Consider the following 20,548-nt stretch of genomic DNA (forward strand, 5'->3'; position numbering starts at 1 on the left):
CTGACCTTGAAGGAGCAGGCCCGGACCGACGCGGAGGTCGGTCCGGGCGCATGCACTAGTTCTTCAGCTCTGCCTTTTCCGGATTGGCAGGAAAGGACGGATCGGTCTTCTGGCCGCGCAAGAGTTCCAGCGCATACTGGAGCTGCAGGTCGTCCTTGGCTTCCGGCGGCACATAGGCTGCCGAGCCGGAGCCCTCCTCGCTCTCGCTCTGGCCCTTGATATGGCCGCGCAGGCCCGATTCACCGGCCGTCTCGAGCTTGCCCTGCAGCTCGGGCGGCAGCGGCTGCTCGACGGTGATGTCGGGCGTGATGCCGGTGCCCTGGATCGACTTGCCGGACGGCGTGTAGTAGAGCGCCGTCGTCAGCCGCAGCGCGCCAGCGTCGCCGAGCGGAATGATCGTCTGCACCGAACCCTTGCCGAACGAACGCGTGCCCACGACCGTCGCACGACGCAGGTCCTGCAGCGCCCCGGCCACGATCTCGGAGGCGGAGGCGGAACCGCCGTTGACGAGCACGATCATCGGCTTGCCGTCGGTCAGGTCGCCCGGAGAAGCGTTGAACCGGCGCGTCTCGTCCTCGTTGCGGCCACGGGTGGAAACCACCTCACCGCGCTCCAGGAAGGCGTCGGAAACGTTGATCGCCTGGTCGAGCAGGCCGCCCGGGTTGAGGCGCAGGTCGAGCACGTAGCCCTTCAGCTTGTCGGCCGGAACGTCGGCCTTGATCTTCTCGATGGCCACCTCGAGATCATCGAAGGTTTTCTCGGTGAACGAGATGACGCGCAGATAGCCGACGTCGTTCTCGACGCGGAACTTGACGGCCTTCACCGCGATGATGTCGCGCATGATCGTCAGTTCGATCGGCTTGTCGGCGCCCTTGCGCAGGATCGTCAGCTTGATCGGCGTATTGACCTTGCCGCGCATCTTGTCGACGGCTTCCTCGAGCTTCAGGCCGCGCACGTCGGCGCCGTCGATCTTCGAGATCAGGTCGCCCGCAAGGACGCCCGCGCGTGCCGCCGGCGTGTCGTCGATCGGTGCGATGACCTTGACGAGCTCTTCCTCCATCGTCACTTCGATGCCGAGGCCGCCGAATTCGCCACGCGTCTGCGTGCGCATTTCCTCGGCATCCTTGGAGTTCATGTAGGAGGAATGCGGGTCGAGCGAGGACAGCATGCCGTTGATGGCGTTCTCGATCAGCTGGTCTTCCTTCGGCGGCGTCACATACTGCGCGCGGACACGCTCGAACACGTCGCCGAAGATCGAAAGCTCGCGATAGGTCGATGCGCCGGCCGCTTCGGCCGGCACGGTCAGCGAATAGACTGCGCTCATGGCCGTGGCACCCATCAGTGCCCCGACGAGAACAAGGGAAGCCCTACGAATCATTGCGTACCTTTCCAGACACTGTAGCAGACCACCACGGCCGAGGATCAACCGGTTTGCCATTCTTTCGAAACTCAATGTAAAGCGTCGGCCGATCCGTTTCCAGCGCCAATGCGTTTACACTCGCCACTCTTTTCGCCCCCATCACCGCGACGGGTTCTCCCGCCACGACGAACTGGCCTTCCCTGACATTCACCTGGTCCATGCCCGAAAGCACGAGGTGATAGTCGTCGCCGGCGTTCAGGATCACCATCCGCCCGTAGCTTCGGAACATGCCCGCAAACACCACCCACCCATCGGCAGGCGCCGTCACCAGCGCACCCGGGTTTGTCGCGAGAATCAGCCCCTGGGCGGAATGGCCCGTACCATCCGCATCGCCGAACTGCCGCACCGGCTCACCCGCAACCGGATAGGCCAGACGCTTCTGCAACTCGGAAAACGGGTATGCGGGAGCAATGCGGTTTTTGTCGGGCGATGCCGAGAGCGCAGCCTCCCGCGCCCGCGCCCGTTCCTCCTCGGTCTGGCGCGCCCGTTCGGCCTCCTGCAGCCGCGCCAGCGCCGCCGCCTCGCGCACCGAGGTGATCTCGGCCTCGAGGCTGCCGATCAGGCCCTCGAGGCTTGTGGCCCGCCCCGCAAGTTCCTCCGAGCGCCGGCGCTCGGCTTCGAGCGTGCGCGTGTTTTCCGCAGCGAGCGCCTCGTTCTGCCCGATCAAAAGCTCCGAACGCTTCTCTTCCTCGAGCCGGCTGGCCATCGCGCCGGCGAGATCTGCCTTCTCTTTGCCGATCTCCGTGCGGATCGTGGTCAGCCGCTGCAGGTCGGCGACGAGCTTGTCCGTCTCGGCACGGATGCCCGGAACCACCGCGCCAAGCAGGATCGCACTCCTGACGGAGGCGAGCGCGTCGTCCGGCGTGACAAGGATGGCGGGCGGCGGGTTGCGCCCCATGCGCTGCAATGCGGCCAGCACTTCGGCCAAAAGCCCGCGACGGTCATGCAACGACAGGCGGGCGGCATCCTCGTCGCCGCGCATGGCTTCGAGCCGCTTTTCGCCCGCCAGTATCCTTGCTTCCATGTCCTGGCGGGCGCGCGCCGACTGGACGATCGCCTCGCGCCGGGTGGCGCGATCCTTTTCCAGCTTGCCGATACTGGCTTCCAGGTCGCGCACTTTTTCGTCCGAGAGCGTGATCGTCTTCGACAGTGCGTCCAGTTCCTGGCGCGTGCTGTCCCGGCGCAACGCAATCCCGGCGGCGGGATCGGCCGGCGGTCCCGCCTGCGCGACTACGCGCCCGGTCGGTGCGAGGCTTGGCGTCGGTTCGGCGGAAAAGGCGGCATGCGCAGACGGCAGCCACAGACCGAGGACCAGACCGAATGCCAGGGCACCGGGCGGACGCTGCCATCGCGCCGGCGGGGACGTCATGCCCTTGTCGTTTCTGGACGGTGCGAACGTGGTCATGCTGCGCGCCTTGCCGTTTGTCCTGTGTCTAGCGCATTTGCCGATGCACATCGAAATCAATTTTCCGTAGGGCCGGCACCGCATGGCGTGCTCAGACGCGATGATAGGGATGCCCCGAGAGGATGGTGACGGCGCGATAGAGCTGTTCGGCTATCAGGATGCGGACCAGCTGGTGCGGCCACGTCATCTTGCCGAGGCACAGAACCTGGTCGGCCCGCTCGTGCAGCGCCGGATCGAGCCCGTCGGCGCCGCCAATGGCGATCATCAGGTCGCGCTTGCCGGCATCCCGCCAGCGGCCGAGCAGTTCGGCGAATTCCTCCGACCCGACCGCCTTGCCGCGTTCGTCGAGCAGCACGAGCACGGCATCGGAAGGAACCGCCTTGTCCAGGAGCGCGGCTTCCTCGCGCTTGCGCGTTTCCGGATTGGAAACACGGCTCTCGGCAACCTCGACAAGCTTGCCAAGCTCGAGCCCCACGGCCGGTCCGGATTTCTTGAAACGGTCGAGATAACGCGCGGCAAGGTCCTTCTCAGGCCCGGCCTTCAGCCGTCCGACCGCAAAAAGTCCGATCCGCATCTACCCCGTTCCTCCGACGCACACAGCGACACTCTCCACCCGAAAGGGTGTCGGAAACATGGCCGCAGGCGACGCCCGGAACCGGGCGGTGCGACGATCTAGTGCAACGTGCCCTCTTCCATGTCCGGAGCCGCCCACATCTTCTCGATGTTGTAGAACTCGCGGATTTCAGGACGGAACACGTGGACGATGATGTCGCCCGTGTCGATCAGCACCCAGTCACCGGTCTCCAGCCCTTCGACGCGGGCGGAACCGAAGCCTTCATCCTTGAGGTCGGTGATCAGGTGGTCGCAGATCGCCGCGACGTGACGGCTGGATCGTCCGGACGCGACCACCATGTAGTCGCCCAGCGCCGATTTGCCAGCAATGTCGATCGAGACGATATCTTCTGCCTTCGAGTCCTCGAGGCTGGCGAGGACCGCGTGAAGAGCGCGTTCGGCGGCATCGTCGCCACGTCCTGCGCTTTTGGGAAGAGCGTTGCGGACGCCTCCCTTCGCGTGCACTGTTGTCAGAGTAAATCCTTTCCACTTAACAGATCCGGCACGGTAGCGATTCGCGACGCATGCCACGAACCACCACTAGATTTAGGCATCAATACGTACCGGTTTCAAGACACTACTTGTTACCCGCCTCTTTCCCTGCTTCCCCGCCCTGGCGCAGTGCGCTCGAACTGAGCGGCGAGCGCGGTCCGTGGATGAAGGTCCAGGCCGGGGCGGGGCGGAACGCCAGTGCCCGGGCGTCCTCCTCGTCGATGCGCGCATGGTCGAACGTCTTGGCCATGACCGAGGAGAGGAAGGCGAGCGTCGATCCCGGCCGGTCGATCACCGCGATCGGGAAGGTGTGGGCGATCTGCTGCCAGTTCTGCCAGCGATGGAAGTTCTTCAGGCTGTCGGCACCCATGATCCAGACGAAATGGACGCCCGGATTGCGCGCCCGGACGATCTCGAGCGTGCGGGCCGTATAGTTCTGGCCGATCGTCTTTTCGAAGGCGGTGACCTTGATGCGCGGGTCCGGCGTGATCGCTTCCGACAGTGAAAGCCGCTCCCTGAGCGGCGCAAGCTGGCTGTGATCCTTCAGGGGATTTCCGGGCGTCACCATCCACCACAGCTGGTCGAGGCCGAGACGGCGCAGCGCGATGTCGGCGACCAGCACGTGCCCCTCGTGCGGCGGATTGAACGAGCCGCCGAACAGGCCGACCGCCATCCCCTTTTCGACATGGGGCATCTTCAGGTAGCGTGGTTCGATGGCGTCGGGTCTCACCTAGGGCCGCACCTGTCCGGCGCCGCGAACCCTGTATTTGAACGACGTCAGCTGTTCCACGCCCACGGGGCCACGGGCATGCATCTTGCCGGTAGCGATACCGATCTCCCCGCCCATTCCAAACTCGCCGCCATCGGCGAACTGGGTGGAGGCGTTGTGCAGCAGGATGGCCGAATCGATCTCGGCGAAGAAGCGGTCCGCCACCGCCTGGTCCTGGGCGATCACGGCTTCGGTGTGCGCCGAGGACCAGCGGTTGATGTGCGCGATCGCGCCGGACACACCGTCCACCAGGGCGACCGAGATGATCGCATCGAGGTATTCAGTCGACCAGTCCTGTTCTGTCGCAGGCTCCAGGCCGGCGACAAGCGCGCGGATCTCGTCCGTCGCGCGGACCTCGCAGCCGGCCTCCTTCAGAGCGGCAAGGAGCGGCGCCAGATGGGTCGCGGCGACGGCGCGATCAACCAGCAGCGTTTCCGCCGCCCCGCAGACGCCGGTGCGCCGCATCTTCGAATTGACGACGAGGGTCCGCGCCATGTCGAGGTCGGCCGAACGGTCGACATAGATATGGCAGAGGCCCTCCAGGTGGGCGAAGACCGGCACGCGCGCCTCGCTCTGGACCCGGGCGACAAGGCTCTTTCCGCCGCGCGGCACGATCACGTCGATCGCCCCGTCGAGACCGGAGAGCATGGCGCCGACAGCGGCGCGATCGGCGACCGGCACCATCTGGATGGCATGTTCCGGAAGCCCTGCTTCCTTCAGGCCCCGCACCAGGCAGGCATGGATGGCCTGCGAGGAATTCAGGCTGTCCGATCCGCCCCGCAGGATCACCGCATTGCCGGCCTTCAGGCACAGCGCGCCGGCATCCGCCGTCACGTTGGGGCGGCTCTCGTAGATCACGCCGATCACGCCGAGCGGCGTGCGCACGCGCTCGATGTGCAGCCCGTTCGGCCGGTCCCACTCCGCGATCACGTCGCCGACCGGATCCTTGAACGCGGCAATGGCGCGGATGCCGGCGGCGATGGCCTCGACACGTTCCGGGGTCAGCGTCAGCCGGTCGAGGAACGAGGCCGCGACGCCGCTTTCGCGCGCATGGGCGAGATCGATCGCATTGGCGTCGAGGATCGCGTCGCGATCGGCCAGGATCGCCTTCGCCATAGCCTCGAGCACCCGGTTCTTCACCTCCGTCGTCGCCATAGCCAGCGGCCGGGCCGCGGCACGGGCCTTGCGGCCGATGGCGGCCATCAGGGCTGCGACGTCGTGTCTGTTCTCTGCCTGGTCAAGCATGGGCCGCATCCCTTTCCTGCGCCACTCCACCCTCGCTCCGCGCACTGCCGGTCATGACCAGATCGTCGCGATGCACCATCGCCGCGCGCCCCGCATGGCCGAGGATGCCGGCGATCTCGGCCGACTTCTTGCCGGCGATCTGTCGCGCCTCGTCGGCATCGTAGCCGGCGAGCCCCCGGGCGATCTCGCGACCGCCGGATCCGGCGATGGCGATCGTGTCGCCGCGGGCGAATGTCCCCACGACCGTCCGCACGCCGGCCGGCAGCAGGCTCTTGCCCGACCGCAGCGCCCGCTCCGCGCCCTCGTCGATCACCAGCGTTCCGGCGGGTTGCAACTGGCCGGCGATCCAGGTCTTGCGCGCCGTCACCGGCGATCCCGCCGGCGCGAACCAGGACGAGCGCACACCTTCCTCGATCGCGCGCAGCGGATGGTCGCTCTTGCCGGACGCAATGATCATGGCGCAACCGGCCGCAGTCGCGATCTTGCCCGCATCGATCTTGGTGCGCATGCCGCCGCGCGACAGCTCCGAGGCCGCCCCGCCCGCCATCGCCTCGATTTCCGGCGTGATCTCGGCGATCGTGTCGAGGAACTGCGCGCCCGGATCGAGATGCGGCGGCGCCGTGTAGAGCCCGTCGATGTCGGACAGCAGCACCAGCAGGTCGGCGCCGGCCATGGTGGCGACGCGGGCGGCCAGCCGGTCGTTGTCGCCATAGCGGATCTCGCTGGTCGCGACCGTGTCGTTCTCGTTGATGATCGGGACGGAGCCGAGCTTCAGGAGCTGGTTGAGCGTCGCGCGCGCATTGAGGTAGCGGCGCCGTTCCTCCGTGTCGCCGAGCGTGAGCAGGATCTGCCCGGCGACGAGCCCCTCGGTGGAAAGGCTCTCCGACCAGGCCCGCGCCAGCGCGATCTGGCCGACGGCGGCGGCCGCCTGGCTTTCCTCCAGCTTCAGCGCTCCCTTGGGCAGGCTCAGGACGGTGCGGCCGAGCGCGATCGCCCCGGAGGAGACCACGAGCACCTCGGTGCCGCCGGCCCGAAGCCCGGCAATGTCGGCGCAGACGGCGTCGAGCCAGGCCTTCTTCAATCCGCTGCCGCGATCGACCAGCAAGGCGGACCCGATCTTGATGACGATGCGCCTGTGGCTCGACAGCGCCTTGCGGATTGCGGCCATGCTATGCCTCGTCCTGCTCTTCCGTGCCAAAGCGCACGATCTCGTCGCGCAGGGCGCGCAGCGCCGCCAGCATCCCGACATTGGTGACGGCAGAGAGAAGCAGCGGCTTCTGGCCGCACGCCTTTTCCAGCTCCTTCGCCTTCTTCTTCAGGTCGGCCTCGTCGAGCACGTCGATCTGCGACAGCGCGACGATCTCCGGCTTGTCCGTCAGGCCGCCGCCATAGGCTTCCAGCTCGTGCTTGACCACCTTGTAGGCCTTGCCGACCTTCTCTTCCTGCGCCGAGACGAGATGGAGCAGCACGCGGGTTCGCTCGACGTGACCGAGGAATCGGTCGCCGATGCCGGTGCCCTCATGCGCACCCTCGATCAGGCCCGGAATGTCGGCCAGGATGAATTCGCGCCCGTCGACCGTCGCCACCCCGAGGTTCGGGTGCAGCGTTGTGAACGGATAGTTGGCGATCTTCGGCCGCGCCCGCGTGCAGGCGGCGAGGAAAGTGGACTTGCCGGCATTGGGCAGGCCGACAAGCCCGGCGTCGGCGATCAGCTTCAGCCGCAGCCAGATCGTCTTCTCCTCGCCCTCGAGGCCCGGATTGGCCCAGTTCGGCGCCTGGTTGGTGGAGGACTTGAAATGCGCATTGCCGAAGCCGCCATTGCCGCCGGCGGCAAGCCGGAAGCGCTGACCCTCCTTCGTGATGTCGACGATCAGGGTCTCGTTGTCTTCTTCGAACACCTGCGTGCCGACCGGCACATTCATCGTCACCGAGGCGCCGCCGGCGCCGGTGCGGTTGCGGCCCATGCCGTGCTGGCCGGTGGCGCCCTTGAAATGCTGCTGGTAGCGGAAATCGATCAGCGTATTGAGTCCGTTGACCGCCTCGACCCAGACGTCGCCGCCACGCCCGCCGTCGCCGCCGTCCGGTCCGCCGAACTCGATGAATTTTTCACGACGGAACGAGACAGCCCCTGCACCGCCGTCACCGGACCGGATATAGACTTTCGCCTGATCGAGAAACTTCATGGGTTCGCCGTTCTTCTTTCCCGGCCCGATGGCCGTTTCGCCGCATTCGATATAGCCCGTTCCCGCAGAGGTCAAAGACTATCGTGAAATTCGCAAGCTACAACATCCAGTACGGCATCGGCCTCGACGGCCGGCTCGACCTTCGCCGCATCGCCGGCGAAATCGAAAGTGCCGACGTCATCGCCCTGCAGGAGGTCACCCGCGGCTTCCACCGTAACGGCCACATCGACATGGTGGCCGAATTGCAGGCGCTGCTGCCCGGTCACTTCTCCGCCTACTGGCCCGCCTGCGACATCGATGCCGGATCGATCGTCGAGGACGGCCGGGCCTTCAGCCGCCGCTTCCAGTTCGGCAACATGGTCCTCTCCCGCCATCCGATCCTCGCCACCCGGCTCGTTTCCCTGCCGCGCAGCCGCACGCTCGACAAGCTCAATCTCCAGCGCGGCGCGACCGAGGCCGTGATCGACACGCCCGGCGGCGCGCTGCGCGTCTATTCCGTCCACCTCGACCACGTCTACCGCGGCGAGCGGATCGAGCAGATCCGCCACCTGAAGGAACGCGCTCAGGCCTATGCGCTCGAGGGCGGCGCCATCTCCGGGGCCGAGGAGTTCGGCCTGCCGCAACCGCCCTTCCCCGACGACTACGTGTTCATGGGCGACTTCAACATGGTGCCGGAATCGCCGGAATACTGCGCCATGGTCGGAGAGGCCGACGGCTTCTACGGCCGCCAGATTCGCGCCACCCATCCCGTAGACGTGCTTGCCGGCCTCGGCCGGCAGACCATCGGGAGCCATAGCTGGATCGACCCGAAGGACCACGGCCACCGGATGCTCCTCGACTACTGCTTCGTCAGCCACGGGCTTGTCGGGCGCCTGAAGGACGCCTGGATCGACGAGACCGCGACCGGCTCCGACCATCTCCCGGTCTGGTTCGAGCTCCTGTAGGCTCCGACGCCGTCCAGTCGCAAGGCCCGGGCTGAATTGCCCGGGCCATTCTTTCAGCGCAGTACGGCGGCCGGCCGGAAATCGCCCGGCGAAAGCCGCGTCTCGACATGCGCCACCATGGCACCGCGGGCGACCGAATAGACCTCGCCGAGCCCGGTGATGCGAAAGCCGACCCTGTCCTGGACCCGGAGCGAGGCCGGGTTGTCGGCGAAGACGCCGGAGTGCAGCTCGACGCCCGGCATCCGCATCAGGAAGCGGGCGACGGCGCCGTGCACCGCCTCGCTCATATAGCCTCGGCCCCAGTAGAACCGGTTGAGCCAGTAGCCGAGGTGCCAGCCGCCAGCGCGCTGCTCAAAGCCGACCGTCCCGAGATGGACGTCATCACCCGTGGTGATCGCCAGCGCCCAGCCGGGCAGGAGACCGCTCGTGACGCCTGACAGCCACTCTTCGGCGTCCTGCCGGTCGTAGGGTGCCGGCACCCGGGCCAGCATCCGCGCGACGCGGAAATCGCCGAGCGAGACCGCGATCGCTTCCGCATCCGACGGCCGGTGCGGCCGCAGCACCAGCCGCCCGGTCGCAATGACCGGGCAGGGGCCGGGGTCGGCCAGGGCGGGGACGTCCCGTTCCAGACGAAGAGCGCTCATCCGAGGTTCCCCCAGCTCTTCAGGGAAACCCAGGTCCTGCGGTCGAGCCGGAACCATTCGACCGGCACCATGCCCCCGACAGCCAGGCTCTGGATCATGCCGGTCGCCTGGAACTGGAAGCCGCACTTCTGGATGACCCGCCGCGAAGCGATGTTCATGACCCGGCAGCGCGCGTCGATCTGCTCGACGTCGCGGGTGCGGAAGACCATGTCCGTCAGGCTCTGGGCGGCCTCGGTGGCATAGCCCTGGTTCCAGTACGGCTCGCCGAGCCAGTAGCCGAGCTCGACCGTCCGGCCGTCCTCGTGCGGTTCGATCCCGCAGCAGCCGAGGAATGCGCCCGTGTCCGCCCTGGTAATCGCATAGACGCACTTGCCAATCGCGCCGGCTTTCGTGCGTCGCACGAAGTCGGCGGCGTCCGCAATCGTGTAGGGATGCGGCATGCGGGCGACCATCGTTGCGATGTTGGCGTTGTTGGCGAGATGGGCAAGGGCGTCGATGTCGTCTTCATGCGGGGCTCTGAGAACGAGCCGTTGCGACAGTAAGATTGGACAATCGGTCCTCGACCGTTCCGGCCTTGGCCTCTCTTCGGGAGACCTTGATTGGTCTTCCCGCAACATTTCGCTGAACATGTTCGATCCTCCAGATGAACAAAGGGGAGATGGATTGCCCCATCTCCCCTTTTGTTTCTGCAGGCTCGGTACCTGTAGCATCAGCCGGGTCGATGAGACGCCGGCTGTTTTAGAGCGCTACCGGCTTATTCCGCTGCTTCGGCTTTCGGCATTACGGACACGTACACGCGGCCATTGGCCTTCGTACGGAAATCCACGTTGCCCGCCGTAAGTGCAAAAATCGTGTGGTCCTTGCCGAGGCCGACATTGGCGCCCGGATGCCACTTCGTACCGCGCTGACGCACGATGATGTTGCCTGCGATGACGTTCTCGCCGCCGAATTTCTTCACGCCAAGGCGCTTGGACTCCGAATCGCGACCGTTACGCGAGGAACCGCCAGCTTTCTTGTGTGCCATAGGAGTTCTCCTTTACCTTGTCCTGATCTCAGTTCGCTGCTGCTTCGGCGGGGGCTTCGGTCTTCTTGGAAGACTTCTTGGCCTTGCCGCCGGCTGCCGCGATGTCGACGATCCGGACGGTCGTCTGGTGCTGGCGGTGTCCGCGCGAACGCTTGGAGTTCTGGCGGCGACGCTTCTTGAAGGCGATGACCTTCTTGGCGCGGCCCTGTTCGACGACTTCGGCGGTCACGACCGCGCCTTCGACGAAGGGAGCGCCGATCGTTGCGTCGGCGCCTTCGCCGACCATCAGCACTTCGGTGAATTCGATCTTGTCGCCAGCGACAGCGACGAGTTTCTCAACCGTCACGACGTCGTTGGCTGCCACGCGGTACTGCTTACCGCCGGTCTTGATGACTGCGAACATTTCTTGTCCTTTCATGTTCGGTTCCGGCTCTTCGCCAAAAAAGGCGAGGCCGTCTTTTTGTCAGTCGGTATGACGGGCGCTGGCGCCCGCCGGTGAAACGGCCCCGCATCACCGTCTATAGGGACGTCGATGCAGACCGGAAGTTGCGGGCGGACTTGGGTCCTTTGCCACGCACGTGGGGCAATAGGCGAGCGTTCCGAAACTGTCAAGGCCGTTTTCGCCAGGCTCCGGCAATTAGTTGGCCCCGGTGCGACCATGCCCCTTGCAAGGCTGCAAATCTGCCGCTATGTACCCCACCGCGCCTGAGGGCGCCGACCGTATGCGGAGAGGTGGCAGAGCGGTTGAATGCACCGCACTCGAAATGCGGCATAGGGGCAACTCTATCGGGGGTTCGAATCCCCCCCTCTCCGCCAAATTGTCTACCTATCTTATTGAAGATACGTTCTTATTTCGTAGGACAATAATCCTTCCCCACTTTCTTCCCCATTATCTCAACCGGTTAGTGGGGAACCGCGCTGGTTCTACGACCTTCGCTGCGGCTGCCCGCGCTATAAGGCGAGGAGGCCTAATAACCGACAAAATCCCACTTGCCACGCAGTTTGGGATAGTAGGCTTGATCATCGATTATCGCATGTGTCGATAGGTCATAGGGGCCGTAAGGTTCTGCGACATCGTGGGCCCTCCTCACAACTGCACCGGGCGCGTGGAAAAAAAGGCAGCTATCTTCCCCCATGTTCTTGGCCGTTGCATCAACTACGCAATGGGCAAAGATCCGCCTCTCGAAGCGGTTCACAGGGGAGAACGAATTCAAGGTGCCGAATTCTGTGACCCAGACATATCTGGGCAATTCGGTGGAGTTAAGCAGGCCTTTCGTAGCGTCTGCCAACCCATTGCGAAGCATGCGATGTTTGTACTTCCATCCGTATGTGAGGTACGTTCTGGCAACGGCCGTATTGTTTTCGACGCATGCTGTGAAGTCATCGCCGAGCGCTTCTGAAACACCTAACGGGACTTGAGCCCTTAGGGCAGGCCACGACCTGGCATATTTCTCCAGGAGATCCCAAGCAAGAAGCTCAGCCTTTTCTGCGGGCAGGAACACCTTATCTGGCAGTGGAATTATCAAAAATTGCACATTGCCCTCAACGCTATATTCCGTCTCACCAATCGCATCGCCGATCATACGGGGCATTCGAAGATTTGGCCCACGTTGGTCGTCGTTGACGTAGAACGCAGAGCAAAACGCAGCCCTTGTTGGGCGTGGCGGCAAATTCTGTGGGGCCGGCGGAATGTGGGAGAATACCTGCCCTGACGCAATCACTGCGTGACCAATATTCTCGCCTGGCGTGCCCAACCCAACGATTACGGGTATACCGGAATCAACGTACCTGTTGATAACATCAGCAGGTCGAACGCCCTGCCAAAGCATCTGCGCTGGATTGTCGGCCATATAGAAAAGGGGTTTACGGCCAGAACCACGCAGTGCCGACACGATTCCGCTCATGCTCAAAAACTCAGAGCCATTTGGAAGCGTCGAGCTTACTGTAAATCCTTCCTGAACCATCGCGGATTCAGTTATTCCGACCATCGAAACCCAGGGTCCGCTATGTCGAGCATGAAAGTGTCGTGCGGCCGACCAAATAGCGGCTTGAGCGCAGGCTCCAATGCGCTGGTCTTGCTGCGTCATTGGGAGCGCATCGACATGAAATTGCGCGCCGAGGACATGAGTAGAGTACTTGGCCTTCACTAGCGGATGGGATTCGTGCCCTGCGGGGGCGGTAGGCGTTCTAAGTACCACCGCGGCAATTGGCGCTTGATGTACAGGACGCAATACAACGAATCCCAGATAGTCATCCTCACAGTTTTGTAAAGCTTCAGCCATTTCTCGATCGGTTGGGGAGTTGATTGGCCCCTCAAGGTCACGGCTGAAGAAGTGCACTCTTGTGCAAATCTTGCTGTGTCGCTTGAAGAGACGAGAGTAGTACGCAGCAAAAGCGTCCGTGAAGTCACGGTCTATGTAGTCATCTTCCATCAAGAACGTCTGCGCTCCGAGAGCTTGCAGGTGTTCAACGATTTTCTGGGTTAGATGAGGATTCAGCTGGTTGCTGTTCAGCGCGTTTCGCAGCTGTGTCCAGCCCGCTGGGTCAAGTCGAACTACGGTGATAGCCATCGGCGCACCACATCCGAGTCAAGCCTAATCAGGCAACCAAAAGACGTCCAGCTTTCTGCTCGGCAGCTCGAATGTTGGCATCGATCTGCTTGAGGGCCTCAAGGGTCTCCGTTGAAATGCGAGTATCAAAATTTGCGACAACCTGCTGCCCTGGTTTGGGCTGGTTGCGCTGGGCAGCATCATTGATTCGCTTCAGTTCCATGGCCCTGCTCCCAAGCTTCAGCGCTATGTAAACCGTTGATCTGACTCAATTTTCCGCCAAGGAAAATAGATAAACTGTTATAAATCAACGCGTTAAAGACGGATTAGTTTCCGCAGTATGCACATAGGATCCAAAGAATCCACTAAAATTCTTGACACAGCTTAGGTGTTCGTGCAGGCGCACAGTTCTCCCATCGCTGCATAACTCAGCACCAAGGTTCCCGCCTACCGGTCCACGTTCTCGCGAGACCCTCCAATACAAGTTTGTCGCCGATCGACTGACCGCCCCGCATTACGACACGCAGTTTGCGCCCATACTTGTCTTCGTCCCGATTCTCCCAGGCGGCAAGCTCGTAATGGCCAGCATTCAGCAGTTCTAGTAGCCGACGCGTCGCGCGGGCGCCAAGCTCTGCCTCCGACGCACACTGCGGTTCGGACACTTCGGGCGTGTCAATGTCGGCTATGCGGATCTTCACGCCGTCCTGCCAGAAGGTGTCACCGTCCACCACGCAGTTGATGCGCGTCGGGCCGGTGCAGAGTTCGAAACTCCGGGCTTCTCTGGCCTGTCCAACTTGGACGGCGCCAACGGCGGCTCCAGATGATGTCACAAGAGCGCGTATGTCGGGCTCGAACCATGCGAGCACGCCGCCAATGGCAAAGGCTGCGAGCCCGGCCAGACTGAGTATTTTCCCGAAGGACGTTGGGCGCGTTTGCTTCGGAAACTGTGCCACATTCGCCATGCTGCATCCTCCCCTCGCACTCGCATACCGCGCGCTATAGGGACTATAGGGCGCCGCAGTTTCCCGTTCGTTATCGACCAGCCCGACGAAATCCGTCGCCTTGGCCTACTTGCTATCGGTCGCTCTGGGGATGCTTCGAGAGATGTAGTCCGCTTCAGCCATCGCCATAGAAAGCAGATAGACCAGCATTGCGGGCCTTCCTTCCTCCTTCTCGATCATCTTGATCAGCTCTGCCAACGTCTTCGAGATGTAGTCGATGCGTTCCAGCATGCGCGCGCCCTCTGGTCCCCACCAGGCAAATTACATGACGTGATTACCGGCGTCACTGCTCCACGCGGTTTTGGGAGGCCCATCCTTTAGTCGCACGAGATCGAAGGCACAGGTTGTGCGCGAGCCGGAAAGAATAGAAGCTGCGTATTGGGGTGGGGCACATATTGAGAAGATTCATTGTCACCGTCGTTGCGATTTTAGGAGTGGTCTATTGGCTCGGCTCGACGAACAAGCCTGTTTCGATGCCTGTCGAAGTCAACCAACCCGAGACGTTGTCGTTTTCAATCGACGCAAGTGCTTCAAAGCCTGAGTTGCCTCAACCGTCGCCGGCAAGCCAGGCGACGAAGACGATCAATCCTGCCCTTGTTTCCGAGCCCGTAACCAAGGAGATGTTCATTCGCGGAAAGCGGGTGGCACTGAGGGATGGGCCAGGCACGCAATTCAAGGTCCTGGATCGTTACGATTCCGGCCGCGCCGTACTAGCGCTGCTCTCTGAAGGCGAATGGACGCGTGTCCGAGACCGACTGACCCAACGCGATGGCTGGGTTTCCTCGCACCTTTTGCAAAGCAGCCCGCCCGCCGAGCCAGCCAAGAAAGAGGACGTTCAACCAAAGAAGAACTCGCAAGAGTCACAGATCAGCATTCCACGGATATCTGACGCCACTATCGTTCAACGAATTATAGCGGAATCAATCAACGGGTACGCCGGTTCTTGCCCGTGCCCGGAAAGTAGGGACCGGGGTGGCCGGCGGTGCGGTAAGCGCAGTGCCTATTCCAAGCCCGGCGGCGCATCCCCGATTTGCTACTACAGCGATGTTTCCCGCGAAATGATCGAGGCTTTCCGAGCACGGCTTTGAGCTGACTGCAGAAGTCGTCAGTTCGAGCGCGTACCCGCGACGGATAGCAGGTTCCTTCGCGTCGGCTTACGTACATCGAACATGAGACAGATGCCGCTTCTGTAGAAGCTAAATCCCTGGCACCTTCCGGACACAACGCATTGATCCTGGCATGCCGACAGCGATGAATTCGGAATCCTCGCAAACGGCTTAGCGACAATCTCGACTTCGCGACTAGTCCGGAAACCGAGGGATGGCCCGAAGTCCCGACCAACTCGCGTGATGTCCGTTGGAGAACCGACATAGCCCGAGACGGCGCCAGAGTATTGAAGGGCTTCGGTCGCCATCCCTTTCAGGAAGCAGGCTCGTTGGCGGACGTTGTATGTGAACGCCGAACAGCGCCCATGAGCCTCACACTCGACCCGGCAGTGGTTGGCCGTGGCCACCCTAATGGGCATGCCGGGGAGGTCATAACCGGGCAAGTCCGTATAGTCGTAGAACTGCCAGGAGGGCGGCGCGGGAGTTATCACGGGCGCCGGCTGCGGTAGAGCGGCTTGTTCTTGCGCGGTGGAGCCAAATGGAACGGGAACGTTGGACGTTGCTGGCGCCGCCTGTTCTGGCTGCGGAATCGGCTCGACATCCAACCCGATCCGCCGCGCATCTTCTGCAGTAAGCCATTGCATCGAAGATGGGTTTGCCTGCGTCACATAGACAATGACATTCTCGCTGAGATTCAACTGCTGCAGATAGGAGCCAACCAGAGCGTTCCCGGCGCTGCTCACATCCTGTTGGCCGTATTGGTCGGAAAAAACTGCGTGAAAGCCAACTTTCGCGGTCGGGGCAAGGAAGCGCGTTTTACCAGCTATCCAAGCCAGACCGCAGGCCGAGGCGCATACGTGGTCCTGGATTACGGCCGTCAAAAAGCCCTTGATAGCTATCGTACGGCCAATTTCCATCCCGACACGCGCCAAGCCCCCCGGACTATTGAAAACAACAACCGCACCATCAGTGGCTATCGCCAGATTCTTGAAGCGCAAATCGTCGCCGTCAACGAACGTACCTTCCACGGCAATGAGGGCGCCTTTCTCAAGGCGCTCCATCTGTATGTCAGCCGCTCTAACGGCCCCGGTCGAGCCCGCCAACAACGCGAGCAAAAGCGTGAATACCCTAGTCACCAATCCCTCCAGCCACCCAACACAAGTAAAATCCAGTGTGATGACGGTGTCAAAGTGACAATGCAGTCAGGGTAAAGACACCAACGCTCGGCATAAGGCGGCGGTTACTGTAAAGGCCCCTCCGGCTAATGAGGTCATATGGAAGAAACGGCGAGCACTGTTCATTGCCGTTGAGGTTCCAGCGCAGGTCACCGGCCATCATTGTCAGGGAAGGCGCGTGTTTCCCACTCAAGATCCGTCATTATGCTCACCTCCAATGTGGTATGTTCGTCGAATAGGTGGGCATTTTCTGACAGCAACCGACGAGCCGCCGCGACGGCGGCCGACCTTCCAGCGCAGCGTTCTTGAATGACACGGACGGTTTCGGTGAAGCGCTCGCCTTGTTGCAGCACCTCCACGACGGCGTACCAGATGCCTTTTCCGCTTCTTCTTCGAGCGGACAACTCAAGTTGGTCTTGGCCCATGTTAGCCAGGGCTTCGTAGAGGTGGCGATACTCCAGCTCTTCCTTAGAGCGTTTCCTCGCTTCGAAAACAAAGCCCTTTAGGCCGGGGTCCTTGAGGTCGCCGATTTCATTCACAATTTCCCAGAAATGGCTGCCCACTTTTTCGATGGCATGCTTGGCGTCATAGGTTAGGGGAGGCCTGCGCCGAGAGACCCCCTTCGCCTCAATCAGTCGATCAACCTTGGTTTTCGGCCAGATATCTTGAATTATCCGATTGATATCTGCCGATGAAGGTTCCCAGCGATACTTTTCCGCGATGCGTCTTTTGCTCAATTGGGGCTTGAGAGACACAACTTTAGACGACGCCGCAAATGTTCCGCCCATCGAGTTCTGGACTTCAGCAACTTCCTCGCTGAGGCCCTCGGCTATCTCGCCGTCTTCATCGAACGTCCACATAGTGCCGCTTACTCGGCTAATTTGGACGGGCTTGCCGTCTTCATTGTGCAAGACGACTTCCACGATTTTTTGCCGAGAGTTCGCATACTGCGGCATGGAGTCATCGGCGCGTGTTAGGCCCTCCACGAGCCTTTGCGAAAGCCGAAGTGGGTCGGAGTCTGCGGGAAACAGATAGTAGCGGACTGAGAGAGCCATCGGGCGAACCTGCTGGGACGTAGCAGCATGAAAGCCAATCCAATCGTCAAAGACAAGTGGCCTGGTTCCGCTGCCACGGTTCAGCGCCGCGGCGATCTAGATCCCTTCAAGTTCGAGGTAACCGGATGATAGGCAATGGTACTCATCTTCGGCGAATGAGGTATCATCCTCGTCGCCGCTAAGTTCCATGTCGCAGCCGTCGCATTCTCGATCGTCCATGTTGCGACTATCGTAGCCGGCAAGATCCGGCTCCAGGTTCTCATCGCCGTCCAAGTCGTCCAGAACGGCAATTGCCTGCTCGATCCACGCCTCGAGTACTGATCGACGCATTTCGTAAAGCGCCGGCAATATATCAGGTCCCCTGGCGAACGATGTGGACGAGCGGTGCAGCTGTGCGAGGCCGGAATCTGTCTTGCCCATGACTTCACTCCGCCAGATGCAGCAGGTCGTTGATGATGGACGACGAGATCCGAATATCGGTAGTGTCACCGTCAAGGTCGATTTCGTCGGCACCGAAACACCACGCTACAGCCATCGCTTTCACTTTCAGGCCGTCGATCGTGAAGGCCCGATGCGACCGGATAGCGTCAACAAGTCTGCAGCATTCCTCAAAAGCAGCTTCGAACTTCCCGTCATCCGGCAGACTGGGCGAGGAATACTTGCGCTCCTCGATCCATGCAGCATTGAGCTTTTCTCCGAGAATTATCAGCTCCCTGTCGTCAGCAGGCCCGGGCGACCCAAATACGGCAACCGGAACGCACGTGGCCGCTGGCAGCGCAAGCGCAAGGCCGGTGAGGATATTTCGGCGGGTCGTGTCCATTATGCGCACTCCTGAATGAGGGTTTCGATTTTGGTGTTGATGGCGGCGCGCTGGTCGGCGGCGCGGCATCGGAAGGGAAGGAAATCGACGTTCTGCAGCGCGTTGAGCAGCACTTGAAGCTGAGGAGCCTTGGGGCCGGCAAGGGCACGCTGGACGCGCAGCTTGTGAGCAACAGTGGCGGCCGCGTTCTTCGCAGCGCTCCATGCCATCTTGAGGCAGCGGGAGAAGGACGCATCGACGTGGCCGCGCTCGATTTGCCAGGCGCCGTACCGCGTCCGGAAATCGCGATAGAACGCCCATGCGTCTTTCATGATTTGTGAGCGATTGAACATGCGCTTGTTGCCTCATTAATCGATACACTGTATTTATAACGATGCGAGGTATTTTGTAAATACCCTGTATCGAAAAAGCTAAGGAGTATCGATGAGCCCATCTCAAGCGCGTGCAGCCAGAGCGATGCTGAAGCTCGGGGTTAGAGAAGTGGCAGAACTTGCAAAGGTAACGCCGAACACCGTGAGCCGTGTTGAACAGGACGAGGTCGGCCCGAGGGGGCCGCAACCGGTGACCGTTGACGCGATCCGCCGCGTCTATGAGGAGCGGGGGATAATCTTCCTAGCCGAGGCAGAGCAGCGCGACGGTGGGGCTGGTGTGCGTCTGGCAAAACCTAGCAAGAACGAGTGAGGCCCGCATGAGAACATGGGCAGTGCGAGCGCTCCGTCTTTCTGTCATTGTCGGCTTGGTGAGTGCGGTATGACACGCTTGGGTGTTTGGTCGCGATATGCAGCCGATGTCCAGCATTGGGCAGAGACCCGCTTTGTCTATGAGTGTGCCGCCAAGATCGAAGATAGCCGTCTTTTGCAGTATGCAAACGCATTCGGGAACGTGAACGCTCAACCGCTCTATTGCTCGGATCGGGAGTTCTTGGTGTCAATGGAGGAGATAGCCGAAGTGCGGAGCGGCACCATGGCTTTTGCCACTTCGTACATGCCTTCGAGACGTGGGGTTCTTTTATCGCTGGAATTCTTGGGCTGCTCGCGGCACTTTCGGCTTCGACAGTCATACTGGGAGCCGTCGTCGCTAGCCGCGGCCATCTTGCTGAGCGCCCTGCAATGGGCGCCGCTCTGTAGAAGGCGACATCAACCTCGGATTGGGCCCATATAGACTAGAAATGCCCCCTCTAAGGCGGGTTTTTCTTGGAAGCTAACTAGCGCTTTATTCATCGGTTGACCGTTTTCCGCTAAAATATCATCATTGAGCGGGAGGAGTTCGCATGGAATTCTTACATCCAGTTGGGCGGCTGGCCCTTCTCTCAGTGTTTGCTTCGATGTTTGCGAGCTCCGCCACATCTGCTCAAAGCATCCAGCTCCCATACAAACTTGAGATTATTGGGATTGATCCTCAAAAGGGGGCAATTTGCATGGGACATCTAGGCGCCGCCCCATGCTCAGTCATTGTCCAGTTCGTAGAAAATACCATAAGGCAGAACGGTCCGCCGGCCGCTATACCGTCGCCGCTGCCATCCTCGCCAAGTCCTTCTATGCCAGACGCGGTACCCGTTGATCCAGGTTTCTCGGGGGAACGCCCATTTAATCCAGATATCATGGAGGAAACACCATTTTTTCCGTGCCATAATCCCCCCTGCAAGCAGAGGTGAAGATGGTTCCGAAACCCGGCGCGCTCACCGAGATCTATATTTTGATGTGCAGGAGCGCACTCAATAAGGAGTACTATGGAAGGTCGCTCCGCAACGTACAGAGATACAATAACCTGTTGGAAATACTCATCGCGGTCGGTGCGGCTGGGAGCGCGATTTCTGGTTGGACAATTTGGAAGATACAGCCCTACGGCCCTTGGGTTTGGGCTGGGTTGACAGCGGTGTCCGCATCGCTCGCCATCGCTAAACCTATACTTCAGTGGAACAAGCGGATCGAAAGACTGACACGCCTCTACATCGGACACTCTTACAACTACGCAGACATTTTAATCCTGGTCAGCCGAATTCGCCGTCAAGAAGGGATAGACCCGGAATCGAACAGGGTTTTCGAGGCGGCGGAAGCCCGGTTTCGGGACCTCTCTAAGGAGGACGATCCTGTACCGAACCTGC

At 61.6% G+C, this 20,548-nt stretch carries 24 protein-coding genes and 1 tRNA gene; 4 read left to right on the forward strand and 21 right to left on the reverse strand.

What is annotated here, in order from left to right; genetic code table 11:
• Positions 1 to 55: 55 nt before the first annotated feature.
• The 8 genes from OCK02_RS01980 to obgE all read right to left on the reverse strand — a co-directional run bounded on the left by OCK02_RS01980 (position 56) and on the right by obgE (position 8,126).
• On the reverse strand, positions 56 to 1,378 hold the full coding sequence (locus OCK02_RS01980; RefSeq protein WP_263811568.1) for a S41 family peptidase: 1,323 nt from the start codon (positions 1,376 to 1,378) through the stop codon (positions 56 to 58).
• Positions 1,368 to 2,789, reverse strand: coding sequence for a murein hydrolase activator EnvC family protein (locus OCK02_RS01985; protein ID WP_263811739.1), 1,422 nt, complete (start codon positions 2,787 to 2,789; stop codon positions 1,368 to 1,370). Before OCK02_RS01985 ends, OCK02_RS01980 begins: the two co-directional genes overlap by 11 nt.
• 127 nt (positions 2,790 to 2,916) lie before the next feature.
• Positions 2,917 to 3,399, reverse strand: a complete 483-nt coding sequence (gene rlmH / locus OCK02_RS01990) for a 23S rRNA (pseudouridine(1915)-N(3))-methyltransferase RlmH (protein WP_263811569.1) — start codon at positions 3,397 to 3,399, stop codon at positions 2,917 to 2,919.
• A 98-nt stretch (positions 3,400 to 3,497) separates the two neighbouring features.
• Positions 3,498 to 3,968 (reverse strand): ribosome silencing factor, encoded by a 471-nt coding sequence (gene rsfS / locus OCK02_RS01995; protein WP_263811570.1) that lies wholly within the window; start codon positions 3,966 to 3,968, stop codon positions 3,498 to 3,500.
• A 46-nt stretch (positions 3,969 to 4,014) separates the two neighbouring features.
• Entirely contained in the window at positions 4,015 to 4,644 is a 630-nt protein-coding gene (locus OCK02_RS02000) for a nicotinate-nucleotide adenylyltransferase (protein ID WP_263811740.1), read from the reverse strand.
• A gap of 15 nt (positions 4,645 to 4,659) precedes the next feature.
• Complete coding sequence (locus OCK02_RS02005) at positions 4,660 to 5,943, reverse strand: glutamate-5-semialdehyde dehydrogenase (protein WP_263811571.1); 1,284 nt, start codon at positions 5,941 to 5,943, stop codon at positions 4,660 to 4,662.
• Positions 5,936 to 7,111 carry a glutamate 5-kinase gene (proB, locus tag OCK02_RS02010; RefSeq protein WP_263811572.1) on the reverse strand — a complete coding sequence of 392 codons (1,176 nt, stop codon included), beginning with the start codon at positions 7,109 to 7,111 and terminating at the stop codon, positions 5,936 to 5,938. Before proB ends, OCK02_RS02005 begins: the two co-directional genes overlap by 8 nt.
• A gap of 1 nt (position 7,112) precedes the next feature.
• Entirely contained in the window at positions 7,113 to 8,126 is a 1,014-nt protein-coding gene (gene obgE, locus OCK02_RS02015; RefSeq protein WP_263811573.1) for a GTPase ObgE, read from the reverse strand.
• An 83-nt stretch (positions 8,127 to 8,209) separates the two neighbouring features.
• Between obgE and OCK02_RS02020 the strand changes: the two genes are divergently transcribed.
• Positions 8,210 to 9,070 carry an endonuclease/exonuclease/phosphatase family protein gene (locus OCK02_RS02020; RefSeq protein WP_263811574.1) on the forward strand — a complete coding sequence of 287 codons (861 nt, stop codon included), beginning with the start codon at positions 8,210 to 8,212 and terminating at the stop codon, positions 9,068 to 9,070.
• A gap of 53 nt (positions 9,071 to 9,123) precedes the next feature.
• Here OCK02_RS02020 and OCK02_RS02025 read toward each other — a convergent pair whose 3' ends face one another.
• The 4 genes from OCK02_RS02025 to rplU form a co-directional block, all read right to left on the reverse strand.
• A complete protein-coding gene (locus OCK02_RS02025; RefSeq protein WP_263811575.1) occupies positions 9,124 to 9,714 on the reverse strand; it encodes a GNAT family N-acetyltransferase in 591 nt (196 codons plus the stop codon).
• Positions 9,711 to 10,343, reverse strand: a complete 633-nt coding sequence (locus OCK02_RS02030; RefSeq protein WP_230806366.1) for a GNAT family N-acetyltransferase — start codon at positions 10,341 to 10,343, stop codon at positions 9,711 to 9,713. The genes OCK02_RS02025 and OCK02_RS02030 overlap by 4 nt, the downstream gene beginning before the upstream one ends.
• A gap of 125 nt (positions 10,344 to 10,468) precedes the next feature.
• Complete coding sequence (gene rpmA / locus OCK02_RS02035; protein ID WP_034802646.1) at positions 10,469 to 10,738, reverse strand: 50S ribosomal protein L27; 270 nt, start codon at positions 10,736 to 10,738, stop codon at positions 10,469 to 10,471.
• Between the two features lie 28 nt (positions 10,739 to 10,766).
• On the reverse strand, positions 10,767 to 11,141 hold the full coding sequence (gene rplU, locus OCK02_RS02040; protein WP_112596791.1) for a 50S ribosomal protein L21: 375 nt from the start codon (positions 11,139 to 11,141) through the stop codon (positions 10,767 to 10,769).
• A gap of 323 nt (positions 11,142 to 11,464) precedes the next feature.
• On the opposite strand from rplU, the gene OCK02_RS02045 reads away from it, so the two are divergent.
• A tRNA-Ser gene (locus OCK02_RS02045) sits at positions 11,465 to 11,554 on the forward strand.
• Between the two features lie 152 nt (positions 11,555 to 11,706).
• Here OCK02_RS02045 and OCK02_RS02050 read toward each other — a convergent pair.
• From OCK02_RS02050 to OCK02_RS02065, 4 genes are all read right to left on the reverse strand, one after another.
• Positions 11,707 to 13,308, reverse strand: coding sequence for a hypothetical protein (locus OCK02_RS02050; RefSeq protein WP_263811576.1), 1,602 nt, complete (start codon positions 13,306 to 13,308; stop codon positions 11,707 to 11,709).
• Between the two features lie 28 nt (positions 13,309 to 13,336).
• Complete coding sequence (locus OCK02_RS02055; protein ID WP_263811577.1) at positions 13,337 to 13,510, reverse strand: hypothetical protein; 174 nt, start codon at positions 13,508 to 13,510, stop codon at positions 13,337 to 13,339.
• A gap of 205 nt (positions 13,511 to 13,715) precedes the next feature.
• Positions 13,716 to 14,249: a thermonuclease family protein gene (locus OCK02_RS02060; protein ID WP_263811578.1), complete on the reverse strand. Its 534-nt coding sequence runs from the start codon at positions 14,247 to 14,249 to the stop codon at positions 13,716 to 13,718.
• Positions 14,250 to 14,354: 105 nt separating this feature from the next.
• Positions 14,355 to 14,519, reverse strand: coding sequence for a hypothetical protein (locus tag OCK02_RS02065; protein ID WP_263811579.1), 165 nt, complete (start codon positions 14,517 to 14,519; stop codon positions 14,355 to 14,357).
• A gap of 164 nt (positions 14,520 to 14,683) precedes the next feature.
• On the opposite strand from OCK02_RS02065, the gene OCK02_RS02070 reads away from it, so the two are divergent.
• Positions 14,684 to 15,376: an SH3 domain-containing protein gene (locus OCK02_RS02070; protein WP_263811580.1), complete on the forward strand. Its 693-nt coding sequence runs from the start codon at positions 14,684 to 14,686 to the stop codon at positions 15,374 to 15,376.
• Positions 15,377 to 15,393: 17 nt separating this feature from the next.
• On the opposite strand, the gene OCK02_RS02075 is transcribed toward OCK02_RS02070, so the two are convergent.
• From OCK02_RS02075 to OCK02_RS02095, 5 genes are all read right to left on the reverse strand, one after another.
• Positions 15,394 to 16,530, reverse strand: a complete 1,137-nt coding sequence (locus tag OCK02_RS02075; protein WP_263811581.1) for a PAN domain-containing protein — start codon at positions 16,528 to 16,530, stop codon at positions 15,394 to 15,396.
• Positions 16,531 to 16,718: 188 nt separating this feature from the next.
• Positions 16,719 to 17,480, reverse strand: coding sequence for a hypothetical protein (locus OCK02_RS02080; protein WP_263811582.1), 762 nt, complete (start codon positions 17,478 to 17,480; stop codon positions 16,719 to 16,721).
• A 240-nt stretch (positions 17,481 to 17,720) separates the two neighbouring features.
• The gene (locus tag OCK02_RS02085) at positions 17,721 to 18,044 is read right to left on the reverse strand and encodes a hypothetical protein (protein ID WP_263811750.1); all 324 of its coding nucleotides are present in this window, start codon (positions 18,042 to 18,044) and stop codon (positions 17,721 to 17,723) included.
• Between the two features lie 4 nt (positions 18,045 to 18,048).
• Complete coding sequence (locus tag OCK02_RS02090) at positions 18,049 to 18,444, reverse strand: hypothetical protein (protein ID WP_263811583.1); 396 nt, start codon at positions 18,442 to 18,444, stop codon at positions 18,049 to 18,051.
• Positions 18,444 to 18,776: a hypothetical protein gene (locus OCK02_RS02095; RefSeq protein WP_263811584.1), complete on the reverse strand. Its 333-nt coding sequence runs from the start codon at positions 18,774 to 18,776 to the stop codon at positions 18,444 to 18,446. Before OCK02_RS02095 ends, OCK02_RS02090 begins: the two co-directional genes overlap by 1 nt.
• Positions 18,777 to 18,900: 124 nt before the next feature.
• On the opposite strand from OCK02_RS02095, the gene OCK02_RS02100 reads away from it, so the two are divergent.
• Positions 18,901 to 19,125, forward strand: coding sequence for an XRE family transcriptional regulator (locus OCK02_RS02100; RefSeq protein ID WP_263811585.1), 225 nt, complete (start codon positions 18,901 to 18,903; stop codon positions 19,123 to 19,125).
• Positions 19,126 to 20,548 lie beyond the last annotated feature (1,423 nt).

The organism is Rhizobium sp. TRM96647, from assembly GCF_025780115.1.
Lineage (GTDB): Bacteria > Pseudomonadota > Alphaproteobacteria > Rhizobiales > Rhizobiaceae > Mycoplana.